The sequence below is a fragment of the Pontibacter sp. CAU 1760 genome, assembly GCF_054482735.1.
Genome location: NZ_JBTLRL010000004.1, coordinates 264,597 through 291,268, shown reverse-complemented (window position 1 = coordinate 291,268; position 26,672 = coordinate 264,597). Strand labels below are relative to the sequence as shown.

25 protein-coding genes are annotated in these 26,672 nt (G+C 51.9%); 13 read left to right on the top strand and 12 right to left on the bottom strand.

All coding sequences use genetic code 11. The features are described 5' to 3' along the window. Positions 1-36 precede the first annotated feature (36 nt). The 8 genes from ACXYMU_RS07880 to ACXYMU_RS07845 form a co-directional block, all read right to left on the bottom strand. The gene (locus ACXYMU_RS07880) at positions 37-1,101 is read right to left on the bottom strand and encodes a M20 family metallo-hydrolase (RefSeq protein ID WP_458985819.1); all 1,065 of its coding nucleotides are present in this window, start codon (positions 1,099-1,101) and stop codon (positions 37-39) included. 6 nt (positions 1,102-1,107) lie between these two features. Then, positions 1,108-1,929 carry a pyrroline-5-carboxylate reductase gene (gene proC / locus ACXYMU_RS07875; RefSeq protein ID WP_458985818.1) on the bottom strand — a complete coding sequence of 274 codons (822 nt, stop codon included), beginning with the start codon at positions 1,927-1,929 and terminating at the stop codon, positions 1,108-1,110. A gap of 125 nt (positions 1,930-2,054) precedes the next feature. Continuing rightward, positions 2,055-2,849 (bottom strand): acetylglutamate kinase, encoded by a 795-nt coding sequence (gene argB / locus ACXYMU_RS07870; protein WP_458985817.1) that lies wholly within the window; start codon positions 2,847-2,849, stop codon positions 2,055-2,057. Positions 2,850-2,889: 40 nt separating this feature from the next. Further along, positions 2,890-3,846, bottom strand: coding sequence for a Rossmann-fold NAD(P)-binding domain-containing protein (locus ACXYMU_RS07865; RefSeq protein WP_458985816.1), 957 nt, complete (start codon positions 3,844-3,846; stop codon positions 2,890-2,892). After that, entirely contained in the window at positions 3,846-5,000 is a 1,155-nt protein-coding gene (locus ACXYMU_RS07860; RefSeq protein ID WP_458985815.1) for an aspartate aminotransferase family protein, read from the bottom strand. The genes ACXYMU_RS07865 and ACXYMU_RS07860 overlap by 1 nt, the downstream gene beginning before the upstream one ends. 110 nt (positions 5,001-5,110) lie before the next feature. Beyond that, positions 5,111-6,118, bottom strand: coding sequence for an N-acetyl-gamma-glutamyl-phosphate reductase (gene argC / locus ACXYMU_RS07855; protein WP_458985814.1), 1,008 nt, complete (start codon positions 6,116-6,118; stop codon positions 5,111-5,113). Further along, entirely contained in the window at positions 6,103-7,308 is a 1,206-nt protein-coding gene (locus ACXYMU_RS07850) for an argininosuccinate synthase (RefSeq protein WP_458985813.1), read from the bottom strand. Before ACXYMU_RS07850 ends, argC begins: the two co-directional genes overlap by 16 nt. Before the next feature lie 33 nt (positions 7,309-7,341). After that, positions 7,342-8,019 carry a GNAT family N-acetyltransferase gene (locus ACXYMU_RS07845; protein WP_458985812.1) on the bottom strand — a complete coding sequence of 226 codons (678 nt, stop codon included), beginning with the start codon at positions 8,017-8,019 and terminating at the stop codon, positions 7,342-7,344. Between the two features lie 561 nt (positions 8,020-8,580). On the opposite strand from ACXYMU_RS07845, the gene ACXYMU_RS07840 reads away from it, so the two are divergent. Beyond that, positions 8,581-8,862: a hypothetical protein gene (locus tag ACXYMU_RS07840; protein ID WP_458985811.1), complete on the top strand. Its 282-nt coding sequence runs from the start codon at positions 8,581-8,583 to the stop codon at positions 8,860-8,862. 21 nt (positions 8,863-8,883) lie between these two features. On the opposite strand, the gene ACXYMU_RS07835 is transcribed toward ACXYMU_RS07840, so the two are convergent. Both ACXYMU_RS07835 and ACXYMU_RS07830 read right to left on the bottom strand, forming a co-directional pair. Beyond that, entirely contained in the window at positions 8,884-10,140 is a 1,257-nt protein-coding gene (locus ACXYMU_RS07835; protein WP_458985810.1) for an aspartyl protease family protein, read from the bottom strand. A 149-nt stretch (positions 10,141-10,289) separates the two neighbouring features. Then, positions 10,290-11,588, bottom strand: a complete 1,299-nt coding sequence (locus ACXYMU_RS07830; protein WP_458985809.1) for a voltage-gated chloride channel family protein — start codon at positions 11,586-11,588, stop codon at positions 10,290-10,292. Between the two features lie 392 nt (positions 11,589-11,980). On the opposite strand from ACXYMU_RS07830, the gene ACXYMU_RS07825 reads away from it, so the two are divergent. The 4 genes from ACXYMU_RS07825 to nhaA all read left to right on the top strand — a co-directional run bounded on the left by ACXYMU_RS07825 (position 11,981) and on the right by nhaA (position 16,729). Beyond that, complete coding sequence (locus ACXYMU_RS07825) at positions 11,981-13,699, top strand: sodium:solute symporter family protein (protein ID WP_458985808.1); 1,719 nt, start codon at positions 11,981-11,983, stop codon at positions 13,697-13,699. Then, positions 13,662-14,114, top strand: a complete 453-nt coding sequence (locus ACXYMU_RS07820) for a GNAT family N-acetyltransferase (protein ID WP_458985807.1) — start codon at positions 13,662-13,664, stop codon at positions 14,112-14,114. Before ACXYMU_RS07825 ends, ACXYMU_RS07820 begins: the two co-directional genes overlap by 38 nt. A 3-nt stretch (positions 14,115-14,117) precedes the next feature. Continuing rightward, entirely contained in the window at positions 14,118-15,194 is a 1,077-nt protein-coding gene (locus tag ACXYMU_RS07815) for an alanine racemase (protein ID WP_458985806.1), read from the top strand. A gap of 182 nt (positions 15,195-15,376) precedes the next feature. Further along, positions 15,377-16,729, top strand: a complete 1,353-nt coding sequence (gene nhaA, locus ACXYMU_RS07810; RefSeq protein ID WP_458985805.1) for a Na+/H+ antiporter NhaA — start codon at positions 15,377-15,379, stop codon at positions 16,727-16,729. Between the two features lie 40 nt (positions 16,730-16,769). On the opposite strand, the gene ACXYMU_RS07805 is transcribed toward nhaA, so the two are convergent. Further along, complete coding sequence (locus ACXYMU_RS07805; protein ID WP_458985804.1) at positions 16,770-17,690, bottom strand: universal stress protein; 921 nt, start codon at positions 17,688-17,690, stop codon at positions 16,770-16,772. A gap of 145 nt (positions 17,691-17,835) precedes the next feature. Between ACXYMU_RS07805 and mbhE the strand changes: the two genes are divergently transcribed. From mbhE to mnhG, 7 genes are all read left to right on the top strand, one after another. After that, complete coding sequence (gene mbhE, locus ACXYMU_RS07800; protein ID WP_458985803.1) at positions 17,836-20,145, top strand: hydrogen gas-evolving membrane-bound hydrogenase subunit E; 2,310 nt, start codon at positions 17,836-17,838, stop codon at positions 20,143-20,145. Continuing rightward, a complete protein-coding gene (locus ACXYMU_RS07795; RefSeq protein ID WP_458985802.1) occupies positions 20,142-20,687 on the top strand; it encodes an MnhB domain-containing protein in 546 nt (181 codons plus the stop codon). Before mbhE ends, ACXYMU_RS07795 begins: the two co-directional genes overlap by 4 nt. 2 nt (positions 20,688-20,689) lie before the next feature. Then, positions 20,690-21,040 carry an NADH-quinone oxidoreductase subunit K gene (locus tag ACXYMU_RS07790; protein WP_458985801.1) on the top strand — a complete coding sequence of 117 codons (351 nt, stop codon included), beginning with the start codon at positions 20,690-20,692 and terminating at the stop codon, positions 21,038-21,040. A 69-nt stretch (positions 21,041-21,109) separates the two neighbouring features. Beyond that, positions 21,110-22,609, top strand: coding sequence for a proton-conducting transporter transmembrane domain-containing protein (locus tag ACXYMU_RS07785; RefSeq protein ID WP_458985908.1), 1,500 nt, complete (start codon positions 21,110-21,112; stop codon positions 22,607-22,609). Positions 22,610-22,673: 64 nt separating this feature from the next. Further along, positions 22,674-23,171, top strand: coding sequence for a Na+/H+ antiporter subunit E (locus ACXYMU_RS07780; protein ID WP_458985800.1), 498 nt, complete (start codon positions 22,674-22,676; stop codon positions 23,169-23,171). Beyond that, complete coding sequence (locus tag ACXYMU_RS07775) at positions 23,168-23,437, top strand: monovalent cation/H+ antiporter complex subunit F (protein WP_458985799.1); 270 nt, start codon at positions 23,168-23,170, stop codon at positions 23,435-23,437. The genes ACXYMU_RS07780 and ACXYMU_RS07775 overlap by 4 nt, the downstream gene beginning before the upstream one ends. After that, a complete protein-coding gene (gene mnhG, locus ACXYMU_RS07770; RefSeq protein ID WP_458985798.1) occupies positions 23,434-23,895 on the top strand; it encodes a monovalent cation/H(+) antiporter subunit G in 462 nt (153 codons plus the stop codon). The genes ACXYMU_RS07775 and mnhG overlap by 4 nt, the downstream gene beginning before the upstream one ends. Here mnhG and ACXYMU_RS07765 read toward each other — a convergent pair. Further along, on the bottom strand, positions 23,840-24,679 hold the full coding sequence (locus ACXYMU_RS07765; RefSeq protein WP_458985797.1) for a metallophosphoesterase: 840 nt from the start codon (positions 24,677-24,679) through the stop codon (positions 23,840-23,842). The two genes, mnhG and ACXYMU_RS07765, sit on opposite strands and share 56 nt — an antisense overlap. 201 nt (positions 24,680-24,880) lie before the next feature. On the opposite strand from ACXYMU_RS07765, the gene ACXYMU_RS07760 reads away from it, so the two are divergent. Further along, positions 24,881-26,665 (top strand): chloride channel protein, encoded by a 1,785-nt coding sequence (locus ACXYMU_RS07760; RefSeq protein WP_458985796.1) that lies wholly within the window; start codon positions 24,881-24,883, stop codon positions 26,663-26,665. Positions 26,666-26,672 lie beyond the last annotated feature (7 nt).

Here is a 26,672-nt window from a genome sequence, read left to right as displayed (position 1 = left end):
ATTTAGCAGCTTGATTCTATTTTATTGCTCGGTAAATTAACTGATAACATTCTCTAGTAAGGCGATATAAAGCGTTATACCCTCTTCTATTTCCTGCAGGTATATAAACTCGTCTGCCATATGCGACCGCCCAGAAAAGCCAGGCCCCATTTTAAGTGACGGGATAGGCAACAGCGCCTGGTCTGATGTAGTCGGTGAGCCATACGTTTGCCTACCCAGTGCAAGGCCTGACACTACCATGGGATGCTCTAAAGGGATAGACGAAGGCCGGAGTCGGACAGAACGGGGCTTCACTTCGGCTTTCACGTGCTGCTGAATAAACTCCACCGTTTCCTCAAGGGTATAAAGCTCGTTCAGGCGCACATCCACGGTAAAGGTGCAGGTATCGGGCACCACATTGTGCTGCGCTCCCGCCTGTACTACAGTCACCGTCATTTTAACTGGCCCCAGATGTTCCGAAACTTTCGGAAAGCGATACCCTTGTATCCAGACAATATCAGGCAAGGCCTCGTAAATTGCGTTGATCCCTTCTTCGCGGGCTGCGTGCCCTGCTTTTCCTTTGGCCACACAGTCCAGTACAAGCAAGCCCTTTTCTGCCACAGCCAGGTGCATTTCTGTCGGTTCTCCCACAATGGCTGCTTCCAGAGCCCCTAGTTTCGGCAGAATCAACTCTATCCCATTCCGTCCGGATATCTCCTCTTCCGCCGTAGCAGCCAGTACTAGGTTATATTTCAGGTCTGTGCGGTCATAAAAATGCAGGAAAGTCGCGATGAGGGAGACCAGGCATCCACCGGCATCATTACTACCCAGGCCGTACAATTTGCCTTCCTCCACAGTTGCCTCGAAGGGGTTTCGGGTCCACCCCGGGTTTGGCTTTACGGTGTCGTGGTGCGAGTTGAGCAGCAGCGTGGGCTTTGCGGCATCGTAATACTTGTTGAAAGCCCATACATTATTGAGCTCCCGCTTATAAGCTACTCCCTGTACTCCCAGAAAATCCGCTAAAAGGTCTGCCGTTTTATCCTCCTCTTTGCTCAGCGATGGGGTTTGGATGAGCGCTTTTAACAGGCTGACAGCGTTCTGGTAAAGTTGACTTTCGGACATGGAGAATTACTTTTCTTTGTGGTAAAGCTGCTCCGCCTTACCCGAGGATGTTTTAATGCCTTTAATCAAGGCAGAACTGAAACCGTGATGCTCCATTTCGTTCAAGCCTGCTATGGTACATCCCTTTGGGGAGGTTACCTTGTCGATTTCGTTCTCCGGGTGGCTGTTAAAGTGCAACAGCAGCGAGGCAGCTCCTTTGGCTGTCTGGGCTGCCATGCGCAGCGCGTCCTTAGCATGGAACCCGATCTCGGTGCCGCCCTGTGTGGCAGCACGGATAGATCGCAGGAAAAACGCGATCCCGCAGGCGCAAAGCGCCGTGGCCGAGGTCATCAGCTCCTCTTCGATTTCTACTGTCTCACCTACCGCCTCAAAAATCTCCCGCACAATGGCCTGGTTTTCCTGTGACGCCTTGCTACCCGAAATGCAGGTCATAGACTGCCGGATAGCAATGGCTGTATTAGGCATTGCCCGGATGACCTGCACCTCCTGCCCTAGCCGTGCAATAATATCGGCCACATTCACACCCGTAACGATGGATACAAACAGGTGGCGGGCCGGATCAACTTCGCTTTTGATGGTATCAAGTACAGCGTCAAGTTGCTGTGGCAAAATACCCAGGATGATGATGTCTGCTTCTGCCACTGCCCTGGCGTTGTCGCTGGAGGTGTGAAAGCCTTCGTTTGCCAGTTCATCCAAAGCGCGGAGGTTGCGCCGGGTCAGGGTGATGTCTGCCGCTTGGTGATTGCCGGAAGCCACCATCCCTTTAGCCAGTGCCACGCCCATGTTGCCTCCTCCCAGCACCGCTATTTTTTTATTCTCAGTACGCATATGGTTATGTCTAATAATGTTATGATCAGGAAAAGGTCTCGCTTATAAATATAAAAGGGAGAGCTCTCTGAAATAGTATATGAGATGGCTATGAAGTTTTCAGGCTTTGAACCTCCTACAAAGTATTACCTGGAAATCAGTGTACCAGCCTTTGCCCCTGCCACCATCTGACCAACAGCCGAAGCGTTGCAGATGTATACAGCGCTCACACCGCTTTCCAGCGCAGCGAAGGCATTATCTAATTTAGGCACCATACCATCCGAAACAATCCCGGTAGCCTTCAACTCCTGGTACAGGCTTCTGTTAATCTCGGGAATCACCGTTTCGATATCAGCGGCATTTTGCAAAACGCCTTTTTTCTCGAAGCAATAGATCAGCTTCACCTCGTAAAAGGGGGCCAGCGCAGTTGCCAGCACCGATGCGATTGTATCGGCATTGGTATTCAGCAATGTTCCGTTACCATCGTGGGTGAGTGGCGCAAAAACCAGTGTCAGGTCTAATGCCAAAAGGCCTTGAAGCACGGCTGCATTTATGCTTTTCGGCCCAGCCACATCTCCGGCAAAGCCATAGTCTATTTCGCGCACAGGGCGCTTCTGCGCGTATATCGCATTGCCGTCAGCCCCTGTCATACCCAGGGCATTGCAATGGAACGCTTGCAATTGGGCAACTACATTTTTGTTGATCAAACCGCCATACACCATCGTGACCAGTTCCAGCGTTTCGGCATCTGTGATGCGGCGGCCTTCTACCATGCGCGGCGTTATACCCAAGCGCTGTCCGAGAGACGAGGCAATTTTGCCGCCGCCATGCACCAATATCTTATGGCCTTCCAAAGCGGCGAAGTCACTCAGGAAACGCGTCAGTTGGGTGGCGTCATCCAAAATGTTGCCGCCAATTTTAATAATCTTCAGTTCTTCCATAAGTATGATTTAAGGTATGTGAAAGCTTCCGGGCTTCAGTTTATTGTAACCCTTCCAACATACGTTTCAGGACAGCCTGCGCCGCAAAGGTACGGTTATTGGCCTGTTGCAAAACAAGCGCATGCGGTCCGTCCAGCACCTCATCGCTTAGCTCCACATTGCGGCGTACAGGCAGGCAGTGCATTACTTTGCCCTGGTTAGTGGCTTTAAGTTTTTCTGCTGTCAGCATCCAGCCGTCCCCGTCCGTCAGCACGTTGCCGTAGTCGGCATAGCTCGACCAGTTTTTGACATAAATGAAATCGGCATCTTTTAGCGCCTCCTGCTGGTTCGTGGTTACCAGCTTGGCTCCTTCTGTGAACTCGTCCGCCAGTTCATACCCCTCCGGGTGCGTGATCACCAGGTCAACATCGGCCAGGCCCATCCACTCGGCAAAAGAATTGGCCACACACTGCGGAATAGCTTTCACGTGCGGGGCCCAGGTCAGTACAACCTTCGGGCGTTTGCCAGCTGGCTTGTTTTCGGTGATGGTGATCAGGTCGGCAAAGCTTTGCAGCGGGTGGCGCGTGGCCGATTCCAGGCTCACCACCGGCACTTTAGCATAAGTGATGAACTTGTTCAGCAGATCCTCGCTATAATCCTCTTCGCGGTCCTTTAGTTTCGGGAAAGAACGGATGCCGATGATGTCGCAGTACTGGCCCATCACGGCGGCGGCCTCTTTGATGTGCTCTACGGTGGTTCCGTTCATGATAGCCCCCTCCTGCGTCTCCAGCGCCCAGCCTTCTTTGTCCAGGTTCATCACCATCACCTGCATCCCTAAATTAACGGCAGCTATCTGGGTGCTCATACGGGTGCGCAGGCTAGGGTTCAGGAAGATCAGCCCCAAGGTCTTGTTCTCGCCGAGGTGTTTGTGTTGGTAGGGGTTCTGTTTCAGGCGTAGCGCCTCTTGCAGCAAATCATTGATATCAGCTACATCCTGTACAGCGGTAAATTTTTTCATTAGTTGGCTTGTATGGCATTTGTATGTAGAATGGACTCGAAAGCGGAAACAAACGTTTCGACTTCGCGCAAACCGATGCATAAGGGGGGCAACAGGCGCAGCGTGTTTTTATCAGAGGATGACCCCGTGAAAATACCGTGCTCCGTCAGCAGCTGCTTCCGGATCGGGGCACAGGATTCTTCCATCTCTACACCGATCATCAGGCCTTCGCCCCGTACTTCCCGCACCCCAGGCAGCTGCCGCAGGTCCTCTATCAGCCTGTTCCCGATCCGAGCGGCGTTCTGTATCAGGTTTTCCTGCTCCATTACCTCCAACACCGCCAAAGCTGCCACGCATGCCAGGTAATTACCGCCAAAAGTAGTTCCCAACATCCCATGCTTGGCTTCAATTTTCGGGCTGATGAGCACGCCTCCGATCGGGAAACCATTGCCCATCCCCTTTGCCACCGTGATGAGGTCCGGCTGGATACCGGCATGCTGGTGTGCGAAGAATTTGCCCGTGCGGCCATACCCTGTTTGTACCTCATCTAAAATCAGCAAAGCACCAACTTCCTGGCAACCCGCAGCCAGCGTTTGCAGAAAAGCCCTGTCAGGCACCTGCACACCGCCCACGCCCTGAATTCCTTCGATGATGACTGCCGCTATCTCTGCGCCGTGCTGCTCCAGGACTTCCTGAAAAGCAGCTACGTCGTTGAATGGCAGGAAAATGACGTTATCCGTTTCGTTGATGGGCGCTTGTATGGCTGGGTTGTCTGTTACGGCCACCGCAGCAGAGGTACGCCCATGGAATGCACCGGTAAAGGCAATTACTTTTTTACGACCTGTCTGGAAAGAAGCCAGCTTCAGGGCGTTTTCATTCGCCTCAGCACCGGAGTTACACAGGAAAAGCTCGTAATTGTCGTAACCACTCAGCTTGCCCAGCTTATCGGCTAGTTCCTGTTGCAGGGGCATTTGCACGGAGTTGGAGTAAAAGCCGATGTCGTAGAGTTGGCGGGCAATGCGCTTGACATAGTGCGGGTGGCTATGGCCGATGGAAATTACGGCATGTCCGCCGTAAAGGTCCAGGTAACGGCGCCCTTTGTCGTCCCAGAGGTAGGCACCCTGGGCTTTGGCTGGTGTAATATCGAAAAGCGGATAAACGTCGAAGAGATTCATATCGCTGCGGAATTAGATGTAAGAGGTTAAACAGTAAATGAAATATGTCACGTACATGATTTCAGATAGTATAAATGTTTGTTATTGATCGTAAGGGTTGATACGCTTAATTAAAAAGCGCTCGCTTTTAGTCGTAGACCGGCTTTCTCGTCCAGGCTAAACAGCAGGTTCATGTTCTGCACGGCCTGCCCCGAAGCCCCTTTCACCAGGTTGTCGATCATACTGGTGATCACCAGTTGTTCGCCCTGTTTATCAAGGTGCAAAAGGCACTTGTTGGTGTTCACCACCTGCTTGAGGTCCGGCGTGCTGTCGCTAATCACCACAAACGGATGCACGGCATAGTAGGCCTGATAGAGCGCGCGGGCTTCTTCCTGACTGAGACTGCTGCGCGTGTAAGCAGTACACAGAATGCCACGGGTAAACGGCCCCCTGTAAGGTACAAAATGTATGTCCGGCATCCCAGACTTCAACAATCCCTGCACGGTGCGGCCGATTTCACGCAGGTGCTGGTGGTTTAGGACTTTGTAATTGGAAGCATTGCTGCTGCGCCAGCTGTAATGAGAGGTGGCGCTCAGGCTTTGCCCGGCTCCGGTGCTACCCGTTATACCGCTCACATGAACCTCCTCGGTTAAAAGGTTTTCCTTGGCTAAGGGCAGCAGTGCCAATTGTATGGCTGTGGCAAAGCAACCTGGGTTAGCGATATTCGCTGCTTCTTTTATCTGCTCACGCTGCAGTTCCGGCAGGCCATACACAAACGTGCGCCCTGCGGCAGTTACCGCATCGGCTGTCGTGCTTTCGGTCCAGCGGAAATCCTGGCTCAGGTCAATAACCTTTATGCCCGGAGCAATATTGCTAGCTTCTACAAAGCGCTTTGCCTCGCCATGGCCCACGCACAGAAACAGAACGTCCACATCCTGCGCAAGGGTATCAGTAAACGCCAGGTCCGTGTCGCCCAGCAGGTCTTTATGGATTGCGTGCACCGGTTTGCCCGCTTGGCTGTTACTGTGCACAAAAGCAATCGCTACGTCAGGGTGATTCAGCAGCAGGCGCAGCAGTTCACCGCCGGTATAACCAGCGCCGCCTACAATGCCCGCCTTGATCTTTACTTCGTTCCCCATGCCTCGTCGCTGTTGATGCTGTGGTACATTTTGGTCTGGTTACCGAAGATCTTCGCAAAGCCCTTTACGTCATCCGACGTCCAGGCGCGGTTCATTTCGCCGTAGCTGCCAAATTTGTCGCTCATCAGGTCGTGGGCGCTTTCAATGCCTTCCACCTGGAAGCGGTAAGGTGCCAAAAGTACAAACACCTTACCCGTCACGTTTTGCTGCGTGCTTTCCAGGAAAGCCTCGATGTCGCGCATGGTTGGGTCAAGCAGTTGGCCTTCGTGCAGCCAGTTGCCATACCAGGCAGACAGCTGGTCTTTCCAGTACAGTTGCCACTTGGTCAGCACATGCTTCTCAAGGGTATGGTGCGCCTTGATGATCACAATCGGAGCCGCAGCCTCAAAGCCGACACGGCCCTTTATGCCGATGATGGTATCCCCCACATGAATATCGCGGCCAATAGCGAAGGGTGCTGCCAGTTCCTGCAGGTGTTGAATGGCCTGTACCGGATGCTCGAATGTCTGGTCGTTTATACCCACCAGTTCGCCTTTCTCAAATTGTAGCGTTACGCGCTCCGCTTCCTGCTTGCTCAGTTGGGTAGGGTAAGCCGACTCTGGCAAAGGCAGGTTGGAGGTCAGGGTTTCCTTACCCCCTACAGAAGTGCCCCAAATCCCTTTGTTGATAGAGTACTGCGCTTTCTGGAAGTCCATCTCCACGCCGTGTTCCTTCAGGTACTGGATTTCCTGCTCACGGGATAGCTTTTTGTCGCGTATCGGCGTGATGATCTCAACTTCCGGGATAATGGCCTGGAAAATCATGTCGAAACGCACCTGGTCGTTACCGGCACCGGTACTACCGTGCGCCACTGCGTCGGCACCGATTGCTTTGGCATGTTTGGCAATAGCAAGAGCCTGTGTCACGCGCTCAGCGCTTACAGACAGCGGATAGACGTTGTTCTTCAACACGTTGCCATACACCAGGTAGCGGATGCAGCTGTTGTAGAAATTGATGGTTTCATCGAGGTGGGTATGCTGTTTTGAGCCCATGGCGTATGCGCGTCGCTCGATGTCCTTCAACTCCTCTTCTGAGAAGCCGCCTGTATCCACAATAGCGGTATGAACTTCCAGCCCTAATTCCTGGGCAAGGTAAATGGCACAATACGAGGTGTCTAATCCGCCACTGAAGGCTAAAACTACTTTCTTCATGTATGAAATATCTTTTTGCTCTACCTATAAAAATTAAGCCGCTGTCATGTTAGAATTGGTGTGCTGCGGGTTCTGGGCCGCGCGCTGCCGGTGGCGCATCCAACGCTCCTGCACGCTGCTGGCTTTGGGCTGCTGCTTCTCCACTACGGGCAGCGAGATATAGGTCTCGTCTTTGGCGGGATCGTACAACATGGCCGTGCACATGCAGTTGCTGCGGTTTTTGCTCTGCAGAATCTCAAAATTGACACAGCTGCGGCAGCCTTTCCAGAACTCCTCATCGTCGGTCAGTTCAGAGTAAGTTACCGGCTTATACCCCAGGCTGGAGTTGATGCGCATCACGGCCAGGGCCGTGGTAAGGCCAAAGATCTTGGCGTCCGGGTACTTTTTGCGCGAAAGCTCAAATATCTTCTGCTTGATCTGACGGGCCAGGCCGCTTTTGCGCAAGTCCGGTGACACGATGAGGCCTGAGTTCGCCACATATTTGCCGTGGCCCCATGTTTCAATGTAGCAGAAACCTGCCCATCGGCCGTCGGCGTGCAACGCGATCACGGCTTTCCCTTCCAGCATTTTCTGGGTGAGGTAGTCCGGAGAGCGTTTCGCTATACCAGTTCCTCTGGCTTTGGCTGACTCCTCCATCTCAGTGCAAATCTGCTGAGAATGTGCGATGTGTTGCTCAGTGGCAACAATAACAATGAATTCTGATTGATTCATTCGTTTAAAAAAATAAAATATCCGGTCTGTGCCTACACACAGGTCAAATCAAAAAAGAACATAGCTAACACGAATAACCTGTTGAGTTAAACCTGTTGCCGTGGGCTATAAAAATATATGTTGGGGAAGTTATGACTACCGCATAGGTAATCAATTAGTACGCCGGCCTAGGGCCTGTAGCGGACTACAGATGAGATGTTCTCTAAAACTACCCTTGCAGGACGAAGGGCAGAAAAAGTCGCACGCACCGCTACCGGTGAGTGTTTTATCATGTCAGATGATAAACGCGCCTTTTTTTGCATTGTTTTAGTAGGTTGTTAATATAAAGGTATAAACATTGTACCTTAATGAACAGCACAAATGTTTCACAATATTTTTTTTAAAACCAAATCCTAAGCAGATTTTTTTTGTTCCCGATCTCGGAGGCAACCCTGTCGTGCTATTTGGTCCTAACGTGTCCCGCACTCATTTTAGTGCCTTTAGATCAGCTTTGCTGCTGCTATTTTATTTCAAAACATGTAACTTGCCACCCTATTCACTCACACCAATCACAGGTTTTAGATGCGCAGTTTGTCTTACAGGATCATCATTGGGCTTATTTTTTCGGCAATTGGCTTGGCTACGCTGCTCTTGGCAAAGCAACCGCTTGTTTCGGCTATATGGCTTAGCTTTGGGAATGGCCTTATCCTGTCCGACTTGCGCTTTACCGGGAAGGACGACAAGGGGAACACTTTTGTCAAGCCAATCCCACCCGCCCGGTTTTATACCGCCATCTTTCTGATTGTGATGGCCATTGTATTGCTGGGGCTGCAGGTGTACCTCGACTTTCAGAAAGCCGGCTAGCTAGATTTCTTACGTCAAAGATCAGATGCGGCTTTGCAGCACAAGGTCTACGTCCAGGATTTCTGTTTCCCGTCGGAGACGGATCTTAAGTTTACGGCCCGGTTTGCTCTCCAATAGCCTTAAGAGTTCTGGCAGGTTGATTTCATTGCAGTCCTTACCATTTACATCCAGCAGTTGATCGCCCGGCTCCAGGCCCACCAGCTTTGCAGGAGAGCCCTCTATCACATTCGAGACGATGTAGAGGTTTTTGCCAGGCCAGGGCGTGGTCACTTCAAACCCGGCCATGTTGTAATTGAAGGGTTCCCGGAATCGCCTGTTCGGAATCAGGATCAGGCGGTTGTGTGGGTAATCAAAAACAGTCGTGAACCTGGACAGAATATCCGACCCCAGATTTCCGTTTCGACCGGCTATATTAAGGGCCAGTTTAATGGAGGCTTCGTCCGGGTAAGAGGCCGTTAAATCCTCCATCTCATATTTCCCTAATGAAAAAGCATCCAGCCTTCCTACTTTTCCGAGTATATCGCCACTAAGGCCACGCCCCAAGTAAGCTTTCATTACCTTGGGAGGCAGCATGAGCCTTTCGTCGGTTGGCAAATAAAGCGAGAGGCTGTGGCTTGCACCGGTATCCAGCACCAGTTTTACCCGCACCGTGTCGCCGTTGTGCTGGCGCACCTTGCCGTATACGTAGGCTTTGGAGCCCTCAATGTAGAGCGGGTACTCCTCTGCTTTTTTTCGCTTCTTCAGTTTTGTGTCCGGAGGGTATAAAGTGAGGATATTGGTGTTGTAATTTATCTTGACGACAAAGTTTTTAAAAATATCATACCCGATAATGCCGTGCACGGGCATCCCCATTCGGGTAGATAAATGGAAAACATCTTCCATCAGCACATACACCTCGTTGTTTACGCCCTCAATGCCAGGCATAGAAATATTATTACCCCCGGACTGATAAGCTTCGATGGCGTGTCCTTCCCCGAGTCCACGAATCTGGATCTTGTTCACCTCGTTCAGGTCGAGCGAGTCGGTGAAGAAGAGTTGGGTGATCAGGGTGTTTTTAACCCCGGAGTCGAGAATCAGATTAAGCGGGCTGGAGCCATTGATTCTAAGTTGGATGACGATCAGGTTATGTACAAACTTGAAAGGGATGTTGACGCGCTTTTTATTGCCAGTGATGAAAACGGTGTCGCGTTCTGTTGTGGGTAAATCCCGCGCCTGCAACGCCTGTAGAGGGAGCGCAAAGAGTGAAATGCTGAGTAGCAGGCATACTAATCGAATCATATCCTGTACTTTAAAGGTGAAAAAAGATAAGCTTACCTTTATTTGTACGCAACAACAGGATGAATCAGTGAAAATCAGCCACTTATTCTTGTGAAATCAAAAAATAAGATGATAGTAATAGAGAATGCTGAATTGATGTTTAGCTTATGTTATTGCTGTCGCTTCCTGCGCTGCGCAGCTACAGCCGTGAGGTTGCGGCCTTTTTCCCTTCCGAAAAACAGGTATTTGGGGCTCCCAACGATCTGAGAACCATAAATGCCCGAGTGGCCTGAAAACAGGTAGGCCGTGACACAGGCCAGCGCCATAAACACGCTGCCATCCGCCCCGAACAACTCAATGGCCATAATGGTACACGTTAACGGCGTGTTGGTAGCCCCGGAGAAAACTGACACAAAGCCCATCCCAGCCAACAGCGCCATAGGTAGCGGCACTACCAGCGACAAGGCGCTGCCGAGCGTAGCACCCGTAAAGAATAGCGGCGTTACCTCCCCTCCTTTAAAGCCAGCCCCCAGCGTAAAGGCCGTCAGCAGTATTTTGACAAATGCCGCATACCAGGGCTGCGCCTCCACAAACGACTCCAGAATGGTGGGAATGCCTAAGCCAATGTACTTGGTAGTACCCATCAGGTAAACTACCACCGCTACGACAGCCCCGCCGAGCAATGGCCGGAAAGGAGCATAGCGAATGTGCTGCTTAAACTGCGCGGAAAAAAAATGCGTGGCCTTGGCAAATACCATCCCGGCCAACCCGAAAAGCGCGCCCACCAGCAGCGTATACCCCATGCCTGGAAGCGTCATTTCGGGTACAAACGGGATGCTGTAATGGGTATGGCCCACGCCCCAGGCCACACAGACATAATCGGCGATGATGGCAGCCAGGAAACTCGGAAGTAACGCTTCATAGCGGAGCCTGCCTAGTATAAACACCTCCAGGCCAAATACCGCACCTGCCAGCGGCGTACCGAACAGCGAGGCAAAGCCCGCGCTGATTCCGGTAATGATCAAGACCTTCCGGTCGCGGGGGCGCAGCCGGAACAACAGTGTGAACTGGTCGGCGATGGTGCCCCCCATCTGCACTGCCGTCCCCTCCCGACCTGCCGAGCCGCCAAAGAGGTGCGTAACCAGCGTGCCTAGCAACACAAGCGGGGCCATACGGAACGGCACCACCTCGCGCGGGCGCTGTATTTCCTCGAGCAACAAGTTGTTGCCCCCAGCTGCCCGTTGCCCATAATAGTAGTAGAGCAAACCTACCGCCAACCCTCCTACAGGCAGCAGCCAGATAATAGTCGGGTGGGCCTCCCGGTAATTCGTCACCCACTCTAACGACACCAGGAACACAGCAGATGCACTGCCCGCCAGAGAACCCACCAACACGCAAATCACCAGCCACTTCAGCAAGTAGAGGGTGGCTGTAGCCTGTTCGCCTGCAGAAATGGCTTTACTAAGCATTCTTTTTAAGCGGGAAGGTTGGGATGTGGATGGGTTTTTCATAAGCTGCTTTGGCAAATATACAAGAAAGGCGCAAAAGCGGTAGGTTCCCACAGTTTACTTGCTCCCTCCTGGCATTCGCATATAGTCAAAACAGATCCGATTGTGTCTCTCCGCTTTTGCAGTCAGGATTTAATTGATAGAAGAAAACAACATGACTGTTGGGTATGCCCCAGGCATCGGTTTCACTTCAAACGCAGCGGATGTTTTGTACTCAAAACCAAAGAATACCGAAAATCCAGTGTCTGCCAATCCCTTTACCCGCCTCATTCATCCGATCATAAGGCTGAATTTAGTATCTTCAAGCAGACCGCTTTACTGAATTACCGAACAAAGTTTAACTATTCTGATATATGCATTTTGTTGATCTCCTCATTTTTGCGCTGTACATGCTGGCTATGCTGGGTGTTGGCGTTTACTTTCTGAAGAAAAATGAAGGAGCCGATGATTATTATGTGGGAGGCCGCACGATGGGCAGCGCGCACATCGGGCTTTCGGTGGTCGCGACAGATGTGGGCGGCGGCTTTTCGATCGGGCTCGGTGGACTGGGATTTGCGATGGGCCTTTCCGGTGCCTGGATGCTTTTCACTGGGTTGCTGGGTGCCTGGCTGGCGGCGGTTTTCCTGATTCCGAAAGTAAAGAACAACCCCGCTTTCTCTAAATTCCTCACCTTCCCCCAAATATTCGGCTATTATTTCAATGCCCGGGTCGCTTTGCTTGCCGGAATCATATCTGCTATTGGGTATACCGGGTTCACGAGCTCGCAAATTCTGGCTGGGGCCAAACTGGCCAGCGGTACCTTCATCGACCTGGACCTGAACACTGCGCTGCTGATCATGGGCGTGATAGCGGTTGTATATACCGTAATGGGCGGTATGAAAGCCGTTATTTATACCGATACCGTGCAATGGGCTATTCTGATGGGCGGTCTCGTATTCATTGGCGTGCCGGTCTCTTTTCTGGCGGTGGGTGGCGGCGCAGACCAGATCGGGTTTGCACAGTTAACCGATTGGAACTGGTTGTCGGCGCAAAGTGCCCGCAGCATGGTGGCGATCCGGGAAACACTTCCTCCAGAGTTTCTCAGCCTCACCAACGTTAACTGGCAGCAATTGGTAAATTGGGCGATCACGATCATACCCATCTGGTTTGTGGGCATGACGCTCTACCAGCGCATCTATGCTTGCCGCGACGTAAAAACGGCGAAGCGCGCCTGGTACCTGGCAGGTTTGTTCGAGTGGCCGGTGATGGCTTTTATGGGGGTTAGCCTGGGTATACTAGCCCGCGTAGCGGCAGAGCAGGGCATGTTTGAGGCGTTGGGTGCTGGCGGTGTGGTAGACCCTGAAACCGGTTTGCCCATGCTGTTGCGTACAGTATTGCCGGTCGGGCTGATGGGGCTCATGCTCTCCTCCTACTTCTCGGCTATACTATCTACAGCCGATAGTTGCCTGATGGCTTCTTCCGGGAATATCGTGACCGATGTGATCAGCCATTTTTATAAAATCGAGCCGGATGATCCCCATACCCTGCGGCTTTCGCAGTACGTGACGCTGGCTGTAGGGGCCTTCGCGCTCTGGCTGGCCACCACCATGACCAATGTGCTGGACATGATGCTCTACTCCTATGCCTTTATGGTGTCGGGCCTGTTTGTGCCGATTATCGGGGCGCTGTTCTGGAAACGACGCAGCAGCATCGCGGCTTTTTGGGCGATGCTGCTGGGCGGCACCGTGACGGTTCTGTTACAGGTATACCTGGTTTCTGCGCCTGCCCCCAATGCCGACCTCCTGGCGTTTGCGCAAGAGATGCATTCTTTTTTCCCGAAAGAACTACTTGATACCCTAGGCACTATGACCGCTTTAGAGCAGCAGGACGCAGTTCGAGATGTCCTGGCTACCCAGAGCATCGTACAGATACCGTGGCTGGGCCTTGCCTTTCGGCTGCCCTTGCACCTCGACCCGAACCTTTACGGGCTTTTGTGCTCCCTGCTTTTATACATTACATTAACGTATATATACCCAGACAACATACACGAAAAAGATGACCGAAAGCAACAACGTCACTTACAGCGTTTATAAACCCGAAAATCAGCAAAGTCTGCACCGGGACGAAGTAATAGATTTTTTATTCAACCACCTGGATGAGTACGGTGACGCACGCCAGGACATTGCCAAGTGCATGGCCTATGCCCTCTCTGATGCCGAAGGGAAAGGCGGTGCCGTGCTGGTGGCACGCGAGAACGACAAGGTGGTAGGTGCCCTTATCCTGAACAATACGGGTATGGGCGGGTATATACCTGAGAACATTCTCGTTTACGTGGCCGTGCATGGCAGCCAGCGAGGCAAAGGGGTTGGCAAACAATTGGTGCAACTGGCCATCGAAAACTCTACGGGTAGCATTGCCCTGCACGTGGAGCCGCAAAACCCGGCCCGCCACCTGTATGAGAAAATGGGATTTACTAACAAGTATCTGGAATATAGGCTACATCGATAACAAATGGCGGTTTTAAAGCTGTACAGAGAAAAACTTAAGCATAACTACAGGCACCTGAACCAGGTCTTCGAGAAGCACCAAATTGATTGGGGCGTCGTAACCAAACTGCTTTGCGGCAACGAGTTGCTGTTACAGGAGGTGCTGGCCCTGGGTGTGCGCGAAATCCACGACTCCCGTGTATCAAACCTTAAGGCCATTAAAAAGATAGCCCCTGATGTGCAGACGGTGTATATCAAGCCCTCGCCCAAGAAAAGCATTCCAGAGATCGTGCAGTATGCCGACGTGAGCTTTGAGACAGAGCTGGAAACCATCCGGATGCTGTCTGAGGAATCGCTAAAGCAGGAAAAGACCCACAAGATCATCATCATGGTGGAGATGGGTGACCTGCGCGAGGGTGTGATGGGCGACGAACTGATTGACTTTTACGACAACGTGTTTCACTTGCCGGGCATTTCTGTCATTGGCCTGGGAGCTAATTTCAATTGCCTGCACGGGGTAATGCCCACTAAAGACAAACTGGTACAGCTCAGCCTCTACAAGCAACTCATCGAAGCGACCTTCAACAAAACAATACCCTGGGTCTCCGGTGGTACCTCCGTAACGATTCCCCTCCTTTTCAGCCATCAGTTGCCAAAAGGCATCAACCATTTCAGGGTGGGCGAGGCATTGTTTTTTGGCCTGAACCTTTTCACGGGCGAGACATTTGAGGGGATGCTGGACGATGTATTTGAGTTGGAGACAGAAATAATTGAACTGACGGAAAAGCCCATGGTGCCAAGCGGCCTGCTGGCCGAGAACCCGAGTGGCGACAGCTATGAAGTAGACGAGAGCCTGTATGGCAAAACCTCGCACCGAGCCATACTGGATGTCGGTCTGCTGGACGTAAACCCAAAGTTTCTGTTATCTAAAAATGAGGAATTCAGCGTGATTGGGGCCAGTTCCGATATGCTGGTGGTGGAATTAGGGGATAACGCGCAAAATTATAAGGTAGGTGACAGCCTGCGCTTTACCCTTCGCTATATGGGTGCGCTTAGCCTCCTGAACTCGCGTTATGTCAATAAAGAAGTCGTCTCCGGATGAGCAATTAATCTGCCTGTCAAGAGCGTTTATATTCCCGGTTTGGCCTTTAATTTTTGTAAGACTAAGCCGGGAATACTGCTTTCTAGCGAGGTGTCCGGCGCCTTAACTGTTACGGATTAATAACATTTAATCAAATGCCTCGTCTTGTTAGGAAACATAACCAAACAAGACTCAAACAAACCATGCCAAAGCTTCAGCTGCTCCGTCGAATCATATACCCCTTGCAAGACTTCATAAAAGCAGAATCGTTTAGTGGGATTCTGCTGATGTTGGTTACGCTGCTGGCACTTGCGTGGGCAAATTCGCCGTGGGGTGCCACCTATGATGCCGTATGGAACACACCCCTCACCGTAGCCGTTGGCGACTACGGCCTCACGAAAGCCGCCATACTCTGGATAAACGATGGCTTGATGGCAATTTTCTTTTTTGTGGTCGGCCTGGAAATCAAGCGGGAGATGCTGATGGGCGAACTGGCCTCCTTGCGGAGTGCCGCTTTCCCGGTTGTGGCGGCACTCGGGGGTATGCTGGTGCCTGCGGCCATTTATGCAGCGTTCAATTACAACAGTGCAGGCCTCAGTGGTTGGGGTATACCGATGGCAACTGATATTGCGTTTGCGCTCGGGATTATCACCCTGCTGGGGAACCGGGTACCGCTCACGCTTAAACTATTCTTGGTCGCCTTCGCCATTGTGGATGATATCGGGGCAGTGCTTGTGATTGCCCTGTTTTATACCGCCAAGGTCGATTATTTAATGCTATGGGTGGCTTTGCTGCAATTCGGTATTCTTATTGTCTTGAGCGCCATGCGGGTAAACAAAATCTGGATTTATGTGCTGCTCGGCATTATCATGTGGGTCGCGTTTCTCAAATCCGGCGTCCATGCCACTGTCGCGGGGATCTTGTTGGCAACGACCATCCCTGCCCGCACAAAAATAACCAAGAAGGAATTTATCGACTCAACAGATAATATTCTCAGTGAACTGCAAGTCTCCCCTTACAGGCTGGATGGCGAGGAGGACGACACACCCGAAGAAGAAGATTTTCAGGCGGCTGTGCACACCTTGGAATATAACTGCGAGGCTGCGCAGTCCCCATTACACCGACTGGAACACGCCCTTCACCCTTATGTGGCCTACCTGATCATGCCGGTATTTGCGCTTGCCAATGCAGGGCTATTTATAGACAGTAACCTAACCAGCGGTTTCTCTAACACGATTTCATGGGGCATCATACTTGGGTTGATCATTGGCAAGCCTGTAGGCATTCTGCTGTTTGCGGGTGTAGCGGCGGCCGTCGGGCTTATCACCAAACCCGCTTCGTTTACGTGGGGGCAGCTGATAGGCGCAGGCTTATTGGGAGGCATTGGCTTTACGATGTCTATTTTTATCGCCAACCTGGCTTTTGCAGGCTCCCCTTTTCTGCCACAGGCAAAGTTTGCCATACTCATCGCCTCCGTTATAGCCGGAACTATAGCTTATTTACTCTTGCGCTTCGTTTCCCCCAAACCGAAGGATGCTCTTGCGGATGACATCTAAGGCCGGTGCGAATAAAATCAACAGATCTCTCACTTTACGTCTACCCGATCAAGGCATCGATAAAGCCTACCTTCTCATCTTTGTTTTTTACGACCAGCAGCGGAATGTCCATGTCCTTGCGGAGCACTTTCTCCGTTACGCTGCCCAGTACAAATAATGCCGCCGCCGACATACCCTTCGCCCCGATCACCAGCATGTCCGCGTGCACGCGCTTGGCTTCCATCACCACCAACTCACCAATATTGTCCTGCTCTCCCTGCCGCACCAGCACAAACTCTCCACGCTCCTTCAGTTCTGGGAAGCGCGCTGTCAGGGAATCGTATTTATCGCGGGCAAAGCCCCGCATGCGCTCATCAAACTCCTCATAGCTTATGCCTAGTGTGATGTAGCCGGTTGGCACCTGGTATACGTGCAGGCATACAACTTGCACGCCCGGCTTCGACAAAGCGGAATGCAGTACCCTGTCAAGTGCCGTGTCGCTGTATTTCGAAAAATCCATACTCACCACAATGCGCCGCAACCTGGGCTCGTACGCTTCAGGCACAAAGAGCACGCTGTTGCGGCCGGTGCGCAGTAGTTTTTGCGCCAATACCCCGCTGCCGTGCAGGCGCAATTTGCGGCACACGATGATCAGGTCTATCTCTTTCACCTTCGTCCAGTGCAGCAACTGTTTCAGGGGTGTGCCTTCGTCAACAACCACCTCAGTCTCCACTTGAGGTATGTTTTGAAACGCGCCGTTCACTTTCTCACTGATCATCTGCCGGAAGCGTTCTTCGGCAGTCAGGTTATCCCGCTGCACATCCTGGAGCAGCTCAAACGGAATCTCAAGGCTTTTTTCGACATGAATGAAGCATACATAACTGATTTCGAGCTCTGTGCACAAGAAGGCCGTGTACTCCATCAGTGTATCATCGGCAGGGCTTAAATCCAGCCCGACAAGGAGGCGATTTGGCGTGTTCATGGTTTGGGGTGTTTGGTGGTAATATCAACTCTAACCGTAATACCTGCTTATTTCCGGCCAATGCTGTGCAACTTATAAAGCCGAAGCGGGTAAGTATTCATACATACGCTTATATGCAAAATTATATGCGTTTATTTATTTTTTCATGATCTTACTTCTGCTCATAGGCTTTCTAATCGCTTTCCTGGCACCGGTGCTGCACCAGTTGCTTGGCCGATGGGTGATTGTGCCGTTGGCAGCCTGGCCTTTGATGCTGCTGGCGTACTTTGGCCTGCAAGCACCAGCTATTATGGCTGGTGAGAGCCTGACGCACACACTGACGTGGGTACCCCTGCTGGGCATGGACCTGGTGATGAGACTGGATGGTCTGAGCCTGCTTTTTTCCTTGCTGATCACCTTTTTCGGTACGCTGATTCTGGTATACGCCCATGGGTATATGGGCCAGCATCCTTTGCTTGGGCGCTTTTACTTTTACCTGCTGCTATTCATGAACGCCATGCTGGGCGTGGTGCTATCAGATAATATCTACGGCCTTTTCCTGTTTTGGGAGCTTACGAGCATAAGTTCCTACCTCTTGATCGGGTTTGACCAGCACGCGGAAAAGGCGCGTGCGGCTGCCTGGCAGGCACTGCTGGTAACCGGGGGCGGTGGTTTAGCTATGTTCGGTGGGCTGCTGCTGCTGCAGGAGGCCACCGGCCAAACCAATTTCAGCCAGATAATCGAGTTGGATGGCGCTCTGGCAGATCATTGGCTTTACCTGCCCTGTTTCATTTTGATCTTGCTGGGGTGTTTTACCAAGTCAGCTCAGTTTCCGTTCCATTTTTGGTTGCCGAATGCCATGGCTGCCCCCACGCCTGTCAGTGCCTACCTGCACTCAGCCACCATGGTGAAAGCAGGTATATACCTGTTGGCACGCCTTACGCCCGTGTTAAGCGGCACTGAGCTTTGGTATACTGTTTTGGTGGGTGTTGGAGGGTTTACAGCCCTCTTAGGAGCCTTGTTAGCCCTCCAGCACTATGACTTAAAAGCCATTTTAGCCTATACTACCATCAGTGCACTTGGGCTGATGGTGACCATGCTAGGCATTGGCACAACAGAAGCAGTAAAGGCAATGTTAGCCTTCCTGCTGGCGCACGCCCTGTACAAAGGCGCACTTTTTCTGGTAGCGGGCACCATCGACCATAGCACCGGTACCAGGCATCTGCCAACTTTAAGGGGTTTAGGCAGCTCACAAAAAGCGCTGGGTATAGCGGCTACGCTCGCTGCGCTGTCGATGGCGGGGGTAATACCCTTCCTAGGCTTTATAAGCAAGGAAACGCTGTATGAGGCTTCGCTGACAAACCTGTTGGTGCTGAGCATCAACATCCTTGCGGGGGTTGCATTTGTAACGGTGGCCCTGCTGCTGAGTTATACCGTATTCTGGAAACGTACCGACGAACCAACTGCTTTGCAGCATCCAGCCTCCGGATTGCTTTTCACGCCACCGCTTTTGCTTGGGCTCACAAGCCTTGGCCTGGGCCTATCGGCTAGTTACACGGTGGCGCCTGCTCTGCTACAGGCTGCTGGTTGCCTGCTCCCGCACCGACAGGTGCACCTCGATATTGCCCTATGGCATGGCTTCACTCCCGTGTTTGCACTGAGCCTGCTTACCCTGGCTGTAGGGGCGGCAGTATATTTTCAGTTACACCACTTCCGCCGCTTGTCCGGACCCGTGGAAACACTTTACCGCTGGGGTCCCGACAGTCTCTACCAGTGGGCGTTCAAAGGCTTTCTAAGAAAATCCAAAGCTTTCATTCAGGGGTTCCAGAATGGTTACCTGCGGCAATACATTATCTACATCATCGTGTTCTTCATCTCCCTGATGACTGTTGTGCTCTGGCGAAATGAGTTGGTGGTGCACTTGCAGGATCGATTTTTTATCATGAAAGAGGTACGGTTGTATGAGCTGGTGCTCTTTGTATTGATGCTCTCAGCACTGCTTTATATTCTGAACACACGGTCCCGCCTAACGTCTATCGTGGTCATGGGCTTGGTTGGTTATTCGGCGGCGCTGCTTTATGTCTTTTTCGGAGCACCCGATGTGGCTTCCACGCAACTGCTTATCGAAACCCTGACTGTGGTGATCTTCGTGCTGATGCTGCACAGGCTGCCGGCCTTTAGTTACCTAACGCACCAATACGAGAAGTATAAATACATAACCGTAGCAGCCCTTTTCGGCATCCTTATGACGTATGTGCTGCTCCTGGTACAGCAAAGTGCTGTAGATTCGGAGTTGAGTTTATACTATGGCAGGGCCAGCTATTTGCAGGCGCATGGCAAAAATATCGTTAACGTAATACTGGTCGATTTCAGGGGCATTGACACTTTAGGGGAAATCACGGTGCTGGCCGTGGCGGCCATCGGTGTGTTCGGCCTCTTGAATAAGGAGAAAAAACAAAAGGGAGGCAAGCCATGAAAACCATCATATTCTCAACGGCTATACGCTTGCTCACGCCTGTTTTCCTGATGTTCTCGGTATACATTCTGCTGCGGGGGCACAACCACCCAGGGGGCGGGTTTGTAGGGGGACTGATTGGGGCGATTGCGTTCGTGTTTCATGTGTTGGCGCACGGCCCCTCAATCACATCACGCATTTATTTCACCATCACCTTTTACCATTATCCGCGCAAGTCCGTGGGCCATAACCGGGCCCATTACGCCATGCGCATCATCCATTACAACATTCTAAAAAGCAAAAGGCACAGGAGTAAGCACCGCTGGAATTTCATGGTGCTGCGGGTGCGCCCGGTATACTTTATGGGGTTGGGGTTATTGGCCGCTGTGCTTAGCGGCACGGTGTCGCTCTTCTTTGATTATCCTTTCATGACAGGGCTTTGGCTCAATCAAAAAATCCCCGTCCTGGGCGCGTTAGGTACTCCTCTGCTTTTCGACCTGGGGGTATACCTGCTGGTCATGGGTATGATTCTGAAACTTGTCTTCTCAATGTCAACAAAATAAACATGGAACTTCTCCTCGCATTTCTGGTGGGCACCCTATTTTCAGTCAGCCTGTACTTTATCCTGCACCGCCATTTGTTCAAAGTGATCCTCGGGTTGATCCTGTTCGGCCTGGCCACTAACCTGTTTCTCTTTGTGGCGGGCGGCATCAGTCTCGGGGAAAGCGCCATCATTGAGGGGGACCAGGTGTCGGCTACCGCATCGCAGGCCGACCCTGTGCCGCAGGCGCTCCTGCTCACGGCCATCGTGATTGGTTTTGGCTTGCAGGCTTTTGCCATTGTTATCATCCGAAAAGTGTACCAGGCGTTTAACACCAATAACATGGATGAACTGCATAGCACGGACAAAGGATAAACCAGCAGTTCAACCGCTATTTTCACTCCTCCTTAACCTCCTCACCATATGGGCACCGACCTGTTACTTGTGTTACCATTGCTTTTACCGTTATATGGCACCGTGCTCTGCCTGGTGGCCTGGCGCGTTGTCAAGATACAGGTGGTGATTGCGGGCCTGGTGCAGCTTGGCTGGTTAGCGGCGGCCATACTGCTCTTCAGCAAGGTTGTGCAGGCAGGCATCCTCACTACCCATATCGGCAATTGGGCAGCGCCTTTCAGTATCGTGTTCGTAGCGGACCTCTTTAGTGCGCTAATGCTGCTGGCTGCTTCCACCATTGGGGTGGCGGTCTACGTTTTCTCCCTGAAGAACCTTAACTTCAACCGCAAGCGGTATGGTTACTACCCCTTGTTGCTGCTGCTGCAGATGGGCGTAGCCGGTGCCTGCCTGACCGGGGATATCTTTAACCTGTATGTGTGGTTTGAGGTGATGCTGATTTGCTGCATCGCCTTGCTGGTGCTGGGCGGTACGCGAGCGCAGCTGGAGGGCACCCTGAAATACCTGACCATCAATATTGTGGCTTCGGGGCTGCTGCTGACCGGCATTGCCATTGTGTATACCCTGTACGGGTCCCTGAACATGGCCGTGATTTCGGAACTGGTTCGGCAAGCCGAGCCCATGAACCTGCGCCTGTTGTCGATGACGAGCATTTTCTTCCTGACGGGCTTTGGAATTAAATCCGCTATTTTCCCGCTGTTCTTCTGGCTGCCCGCCTCTTACCATACCCCTCCCATCGCTATCTCTGCATTTATTGCCGGGCTCATTTCAAAGGTTGGTATTTATACCCTCATCCGGCTTTTCACGCTAATTTTTGTGTCTGACCTGGGGTTTATGCTGCCGTTGATGTTGGTGCTCAGCGGCCTTACCATGGTGGTAGGGGTGGTGGGGGCCGCCGCCCAAACGGATTTTCGCAAAATCCTCTCCTTTCACATCATCAGCCAGATCGGTTATATGCTCATGGGGCTGGCGATTTATACCCCCCTGGCGCTTGCTGGGAGCATCTATTTTATTGTGCATAACATCCTGGTCAAAACAAACCTGTTTCTGGTGAGCGGGGCGGTGGCGGCAAACTACAAAACCTTCTCGCTCAAGAAACTGGGGGATGTTTACCTGAAGTTTCCGTTCCTTGCGCTGCTGTTCATGGTCTCGGCGATGGCATTGGCGGGAATCCCGCCGCTCTCAGGCTTCTGGGGTAAATTCATGCTGGCAAAAGCAGGCTTCTCCAACGGAAATTACCTGATTGTGCTCGTGTCGCTTTTCGTGAGCCTGATCACCTTGTTTTCGATGACTAAAATCTGGAACGAGGTGTTCTGGAAAAACCGAAAGAAAGGACTCCACAAACTCACCGATGCGGAGGCCCTTGCCGTGCCCTCGCCGCTCTACCTGTACGCGCCTATTGTATTTCTGACGATTGCGATGCTGGGCATCAGCCTGTACCCGCAACCCATCATTGACCTGGTGCTGAAAGCCGCCCAGCAGTTGCTCTACACCAAACCCTATGTGAACGCCGTACTAAGAACAGGGGCTTAACAGCTTGCCCCGGAAGGGGTCAACACTAAAGTATTGTTTGACAAGACACATTTAAAAACAACGGATGCGCCAGTTTTTCATTCATTGCGCTTTGGCATTTGCGGGGGTATACACGGCCCTTAAAACCAATTTTGTGCCCTTGCCCTATAATGCCCTGAGCGCGCTGCTGGTCTTCACGCTTTTTTTCTGTTTACTCTGGATGACCTCACTGCTCTATAACCGCACCTACTTCCGCAAACTCCCCAAAGGGGTGAGCCTGGCGGGTTATTTTTTAAAAGAGCTGATTATCGCAAACGTCAAGATTGCCTATGACATCGTAACGCCGCATTATTATATGCGCCCCACGGTCATCGCTTTGCCCATACGTGCCCGAACCAACGTGGAGATCATGCTATTGGCTAATATGATCACCCTCACGCCGGGCACCCTGAGCATCGACATCAGCAAGAACAGGAAAATATTGTACATCCATGCCCTGTACATCAAAAACGAGGATATAGAAGCGGTAAAGAGGCACATCCAAAACGGGTTTGAACGCAGATTACTAGAACTTACTTCATGAATCTATTTCAATTGACACTGGTCCTATCCATTAGCATCCTGAGCTTTTGCCTGCTACTGACGGCGGTTAGATTTGCCATTGGCCCCTCCCTGCCTGACCGCGTCACGTCTTTTGATTTGATTGTGGCCAACGTTATTGGGATCACCGCTATTTACACTTTGCTAACGGATGACCAGGATTTGATTGATGTGGCCATGATCTTGTCGCTCTTCGGGTTTCTGGGGTCTATTGCATTTGCCTACTACATTATGCGCCACACAAAATGAATGAAACAGCGTCAGCATTGATCATGATCAAGGAAGTGCTCAGCGGCATATTTATACTGTCGGGTGTATTGTTCATGCTGATATCGACAATCGGCTTGCTTCGCCTCCCGGACTTTTATATCCGCATGTCAGCCATTACCAAGGGCGCTACCCTAGGGGTCGGGTTGATTCTTTTAGGTATCGGCATTTATTTTAATGAGCCCAGTATGTTGCTCAAAGTGCTCGCGATCGTGATCTTTACCTTTATCACCACTCCTGTGGCGGCGCACGTGATTGGGCGCACGGCGGTGCAGCAGAAAATACCGTTCTGGAAACGTACCAATTTAAAGGAATTCAAGTCTTACCTGGTCAGCGAGAACTTCGGGGATCAGGAGAACCGGGATAAATATAAAGAAGAAGAGCTTATGAACGAGATGAAGAAGAGTAAGCAGGAGACGCGTGGCGGGAGTGATGAATAAAGGGCCTAATGGTCTCGGCGTATTGCCGCAGTGCTGCGACGGAAGTGAGCTTAAAGGCAGGGTATGAGAGCGCTGTCAGGCTGCCACCAAACACGCAGCCCGTGTCAATGTTTATCGTGTTGTTGCGCCAGTGCGGCTCATGCACCGGCGTATGGCCATACACTACTACCGATTGTCCGCAATACGCTGCGGCCCAATCCAGCCGAATAGGTAAACCCCGCTCATCGTTCTCGCCAGAAGTAGGCCCATAGAGGCACAGGGCGCGGACACCTTTGCTGTCGCGGCCATGCAGCCGCTCCTCAAGTCCGGCATGCGCCACAACCAGCCGGCCGTCATCCAGCACCAGGTGATGTGGCAAGTGGCTTAGAAACTCCCTTACCCGGTTCCTGAAGGCTTCGTCGTACCGCTCCAGTTGCTGCACCGTAAGTTCAAGGCCATGCCTGATCTGCACATTGTGGCCGAGCAGCATGCGATACAGTTTGTCGTCGTGGTTGCCACTGACGCAGTAAGCCACTTCCTGCGCAACAGCATCCATCACCAATCTTAATACTTCCGGAGAATTAGGGCCCCGATCAGTCAAATCACCCACGAATATTAATTTGTGCCCTTCCGGGGCTTGCACCTCATACCTTTCCTGTGTGGCGTCGAAAGCAACGGTATAGTGCAATTGTTTGAGCAACAGGAGTAATTCCTCAAAACAGCCGTGCACATCGCCTATAATATGAAACGGACCGTGCTCGTCGGGAAGTACCCAATATCCTTGTTGCTGCTCTTTTGATGCCATTTAGTGTAGATTTTTTTCTATCGCCTGTCTTTTTGTTCCTGACCCTTCTCTTTATAACACGAAAATGGCGGGTTAAGTTAACCGTTAATCGCTAATTTCCTGAATTTTCTGAGCAACAAGTTCGACTTTAGGTTGGGGTTCGGCGCAGTTCTTCCTAGTTTTGTAGCACTTAATAAAATGCTCTGTTCAGAGAGCAATTCAATGCCTCATTACAAAAAATACAAGATCCCGCTGCTCTGGCTTCGCCGCCATACCTCCGACCGTGAATTCATGCTTGTTTCCAGTGTGCTGGTGGGTTTAACAGCCGGATTGGCAGCGGTGGTGCTAAAGTCGCTGGTACATTACATCCATCTGCTGCTGGCCTACGGAAACCGCTTACTCGATCAGCCTTACTGGCTGGTCATTTTCCCTCTCCTGGGTATAGTCCTGACGGTTTTTATTGTCCGGACGGCATTTAACGGAAGCATTGGCCGGGGCACCGCGAATATCCTGTTCAACATTTCCCAGAAATCCAGCCTGGTGGAGCGACACAAAATGTACTCGCATGTCATTACGAGCGCCATTACCGCGGGTTTCGGTGGCTCAGCCGGATTGGAGTCTCCCATTGTGGTGACGGGCTCTGCCATCGGCTCAAACTATGGCCGCGACTATCACCTGAATTACCGCGACCGCACCTTGCTGCTTGCCTGTGGCGCGGCGGCTGGAATTGCAGCCGTGTTCAACGCGCCCATCGCCGGGGTGTTGTTTGCCATCGAGGTGCTCTTAGCCGACATCAGTATTGCCGCGTTTATCCCGCTCATTATCTCGGCAGTGGTCGGTACGCTTTGCTCTAAAATAATCCTGCAGGAAGATATCCTGTTTAACATTGGCCAGCGTGAGTATTTTGCCGCCAGCCATGTGCCTTTCTATGTATTGCTGGGCATCCTGGCCGGCATGATTTCGGTGTACTATACCCGGATGGCCCTGCGCGTGGAGGAAGTATTTGAGACGTATCAGAACAAGGTTTATACACGGGCCCTAGTGGGCGGCATACTGCTCGGTTTGCTCATCATGCTGTTCCCGCCACTCTTTGGCGAAGGCTATGACAGTATCATGATGCTGGAGCGGGGCCATGCCGCGCAGCTGCTGCAAAACAGTTGGCTGGCTTTTTTCGGCACCAACGACTGGCTGGTGCTGGGCTTTGTGGGGGCGCTTGCCCTCGTAAAGGTTTTCGCAACCACTATTACGATCGCCTCCGGCGGAAACGGCGGTAACTTTGCCCCCTCTATGTTTGTGGGCGCCAGCACGGGTTACTTCTTTTCGCGCATCGTTAACCTGCTTCACATCAGTGCGCTGCCAGTCAGCAGTTTCTCGATGGTGGGGATGGCTGGTATTCTGAGCGGGGTTATGCACGCGCCACTCACGGCAGTGTTCCTGATTGCGGAAATTACGGGCGGTTACACCCTCATGATTCCGCTGATGCTGGTGTCGGCCACTTCTTTTGCGATGGTGAAGTACTTTGAGCCTTACTCGCTCGACACCAAGAAACTCGCTCAGAAAGGCCAACTGCTAACCGGCAACAAGGACCGCACTATACTGCACATCATGAAAATCCGCCATTTGATTGAGCGGGATTTTCAGCCTGTTTCGCCGGATGCCTCGCTTGGGGAGTTAGTGGAGGTCATCGCGCATTCCCGCCGCAACCTCTTTCCGGTAGTGAACGGCGAAAAGCAGCTAGAGGGAATCATCCTGCTGGAGAACGTGCGTGAGATCATGTTCAAAACGGATAAATATGACCAGGTTTATGTACGTGAGCTTATGGTGAAGCCTGCCGCGGTGGTAGAGTACAACGACAGTATGGCCGATGTGATGAAGAAGTTTGATGAGTCCGGTGCCTGGAACCTGCCGGTGCTGCACCAGGGGGTATACATTGGCTTCGTGTCCAAATCCAGCATTTTCACCAAGTACCGTAAGCTGTTGATCAAAACTACCACCACAAACGCGTAGGGAGCGG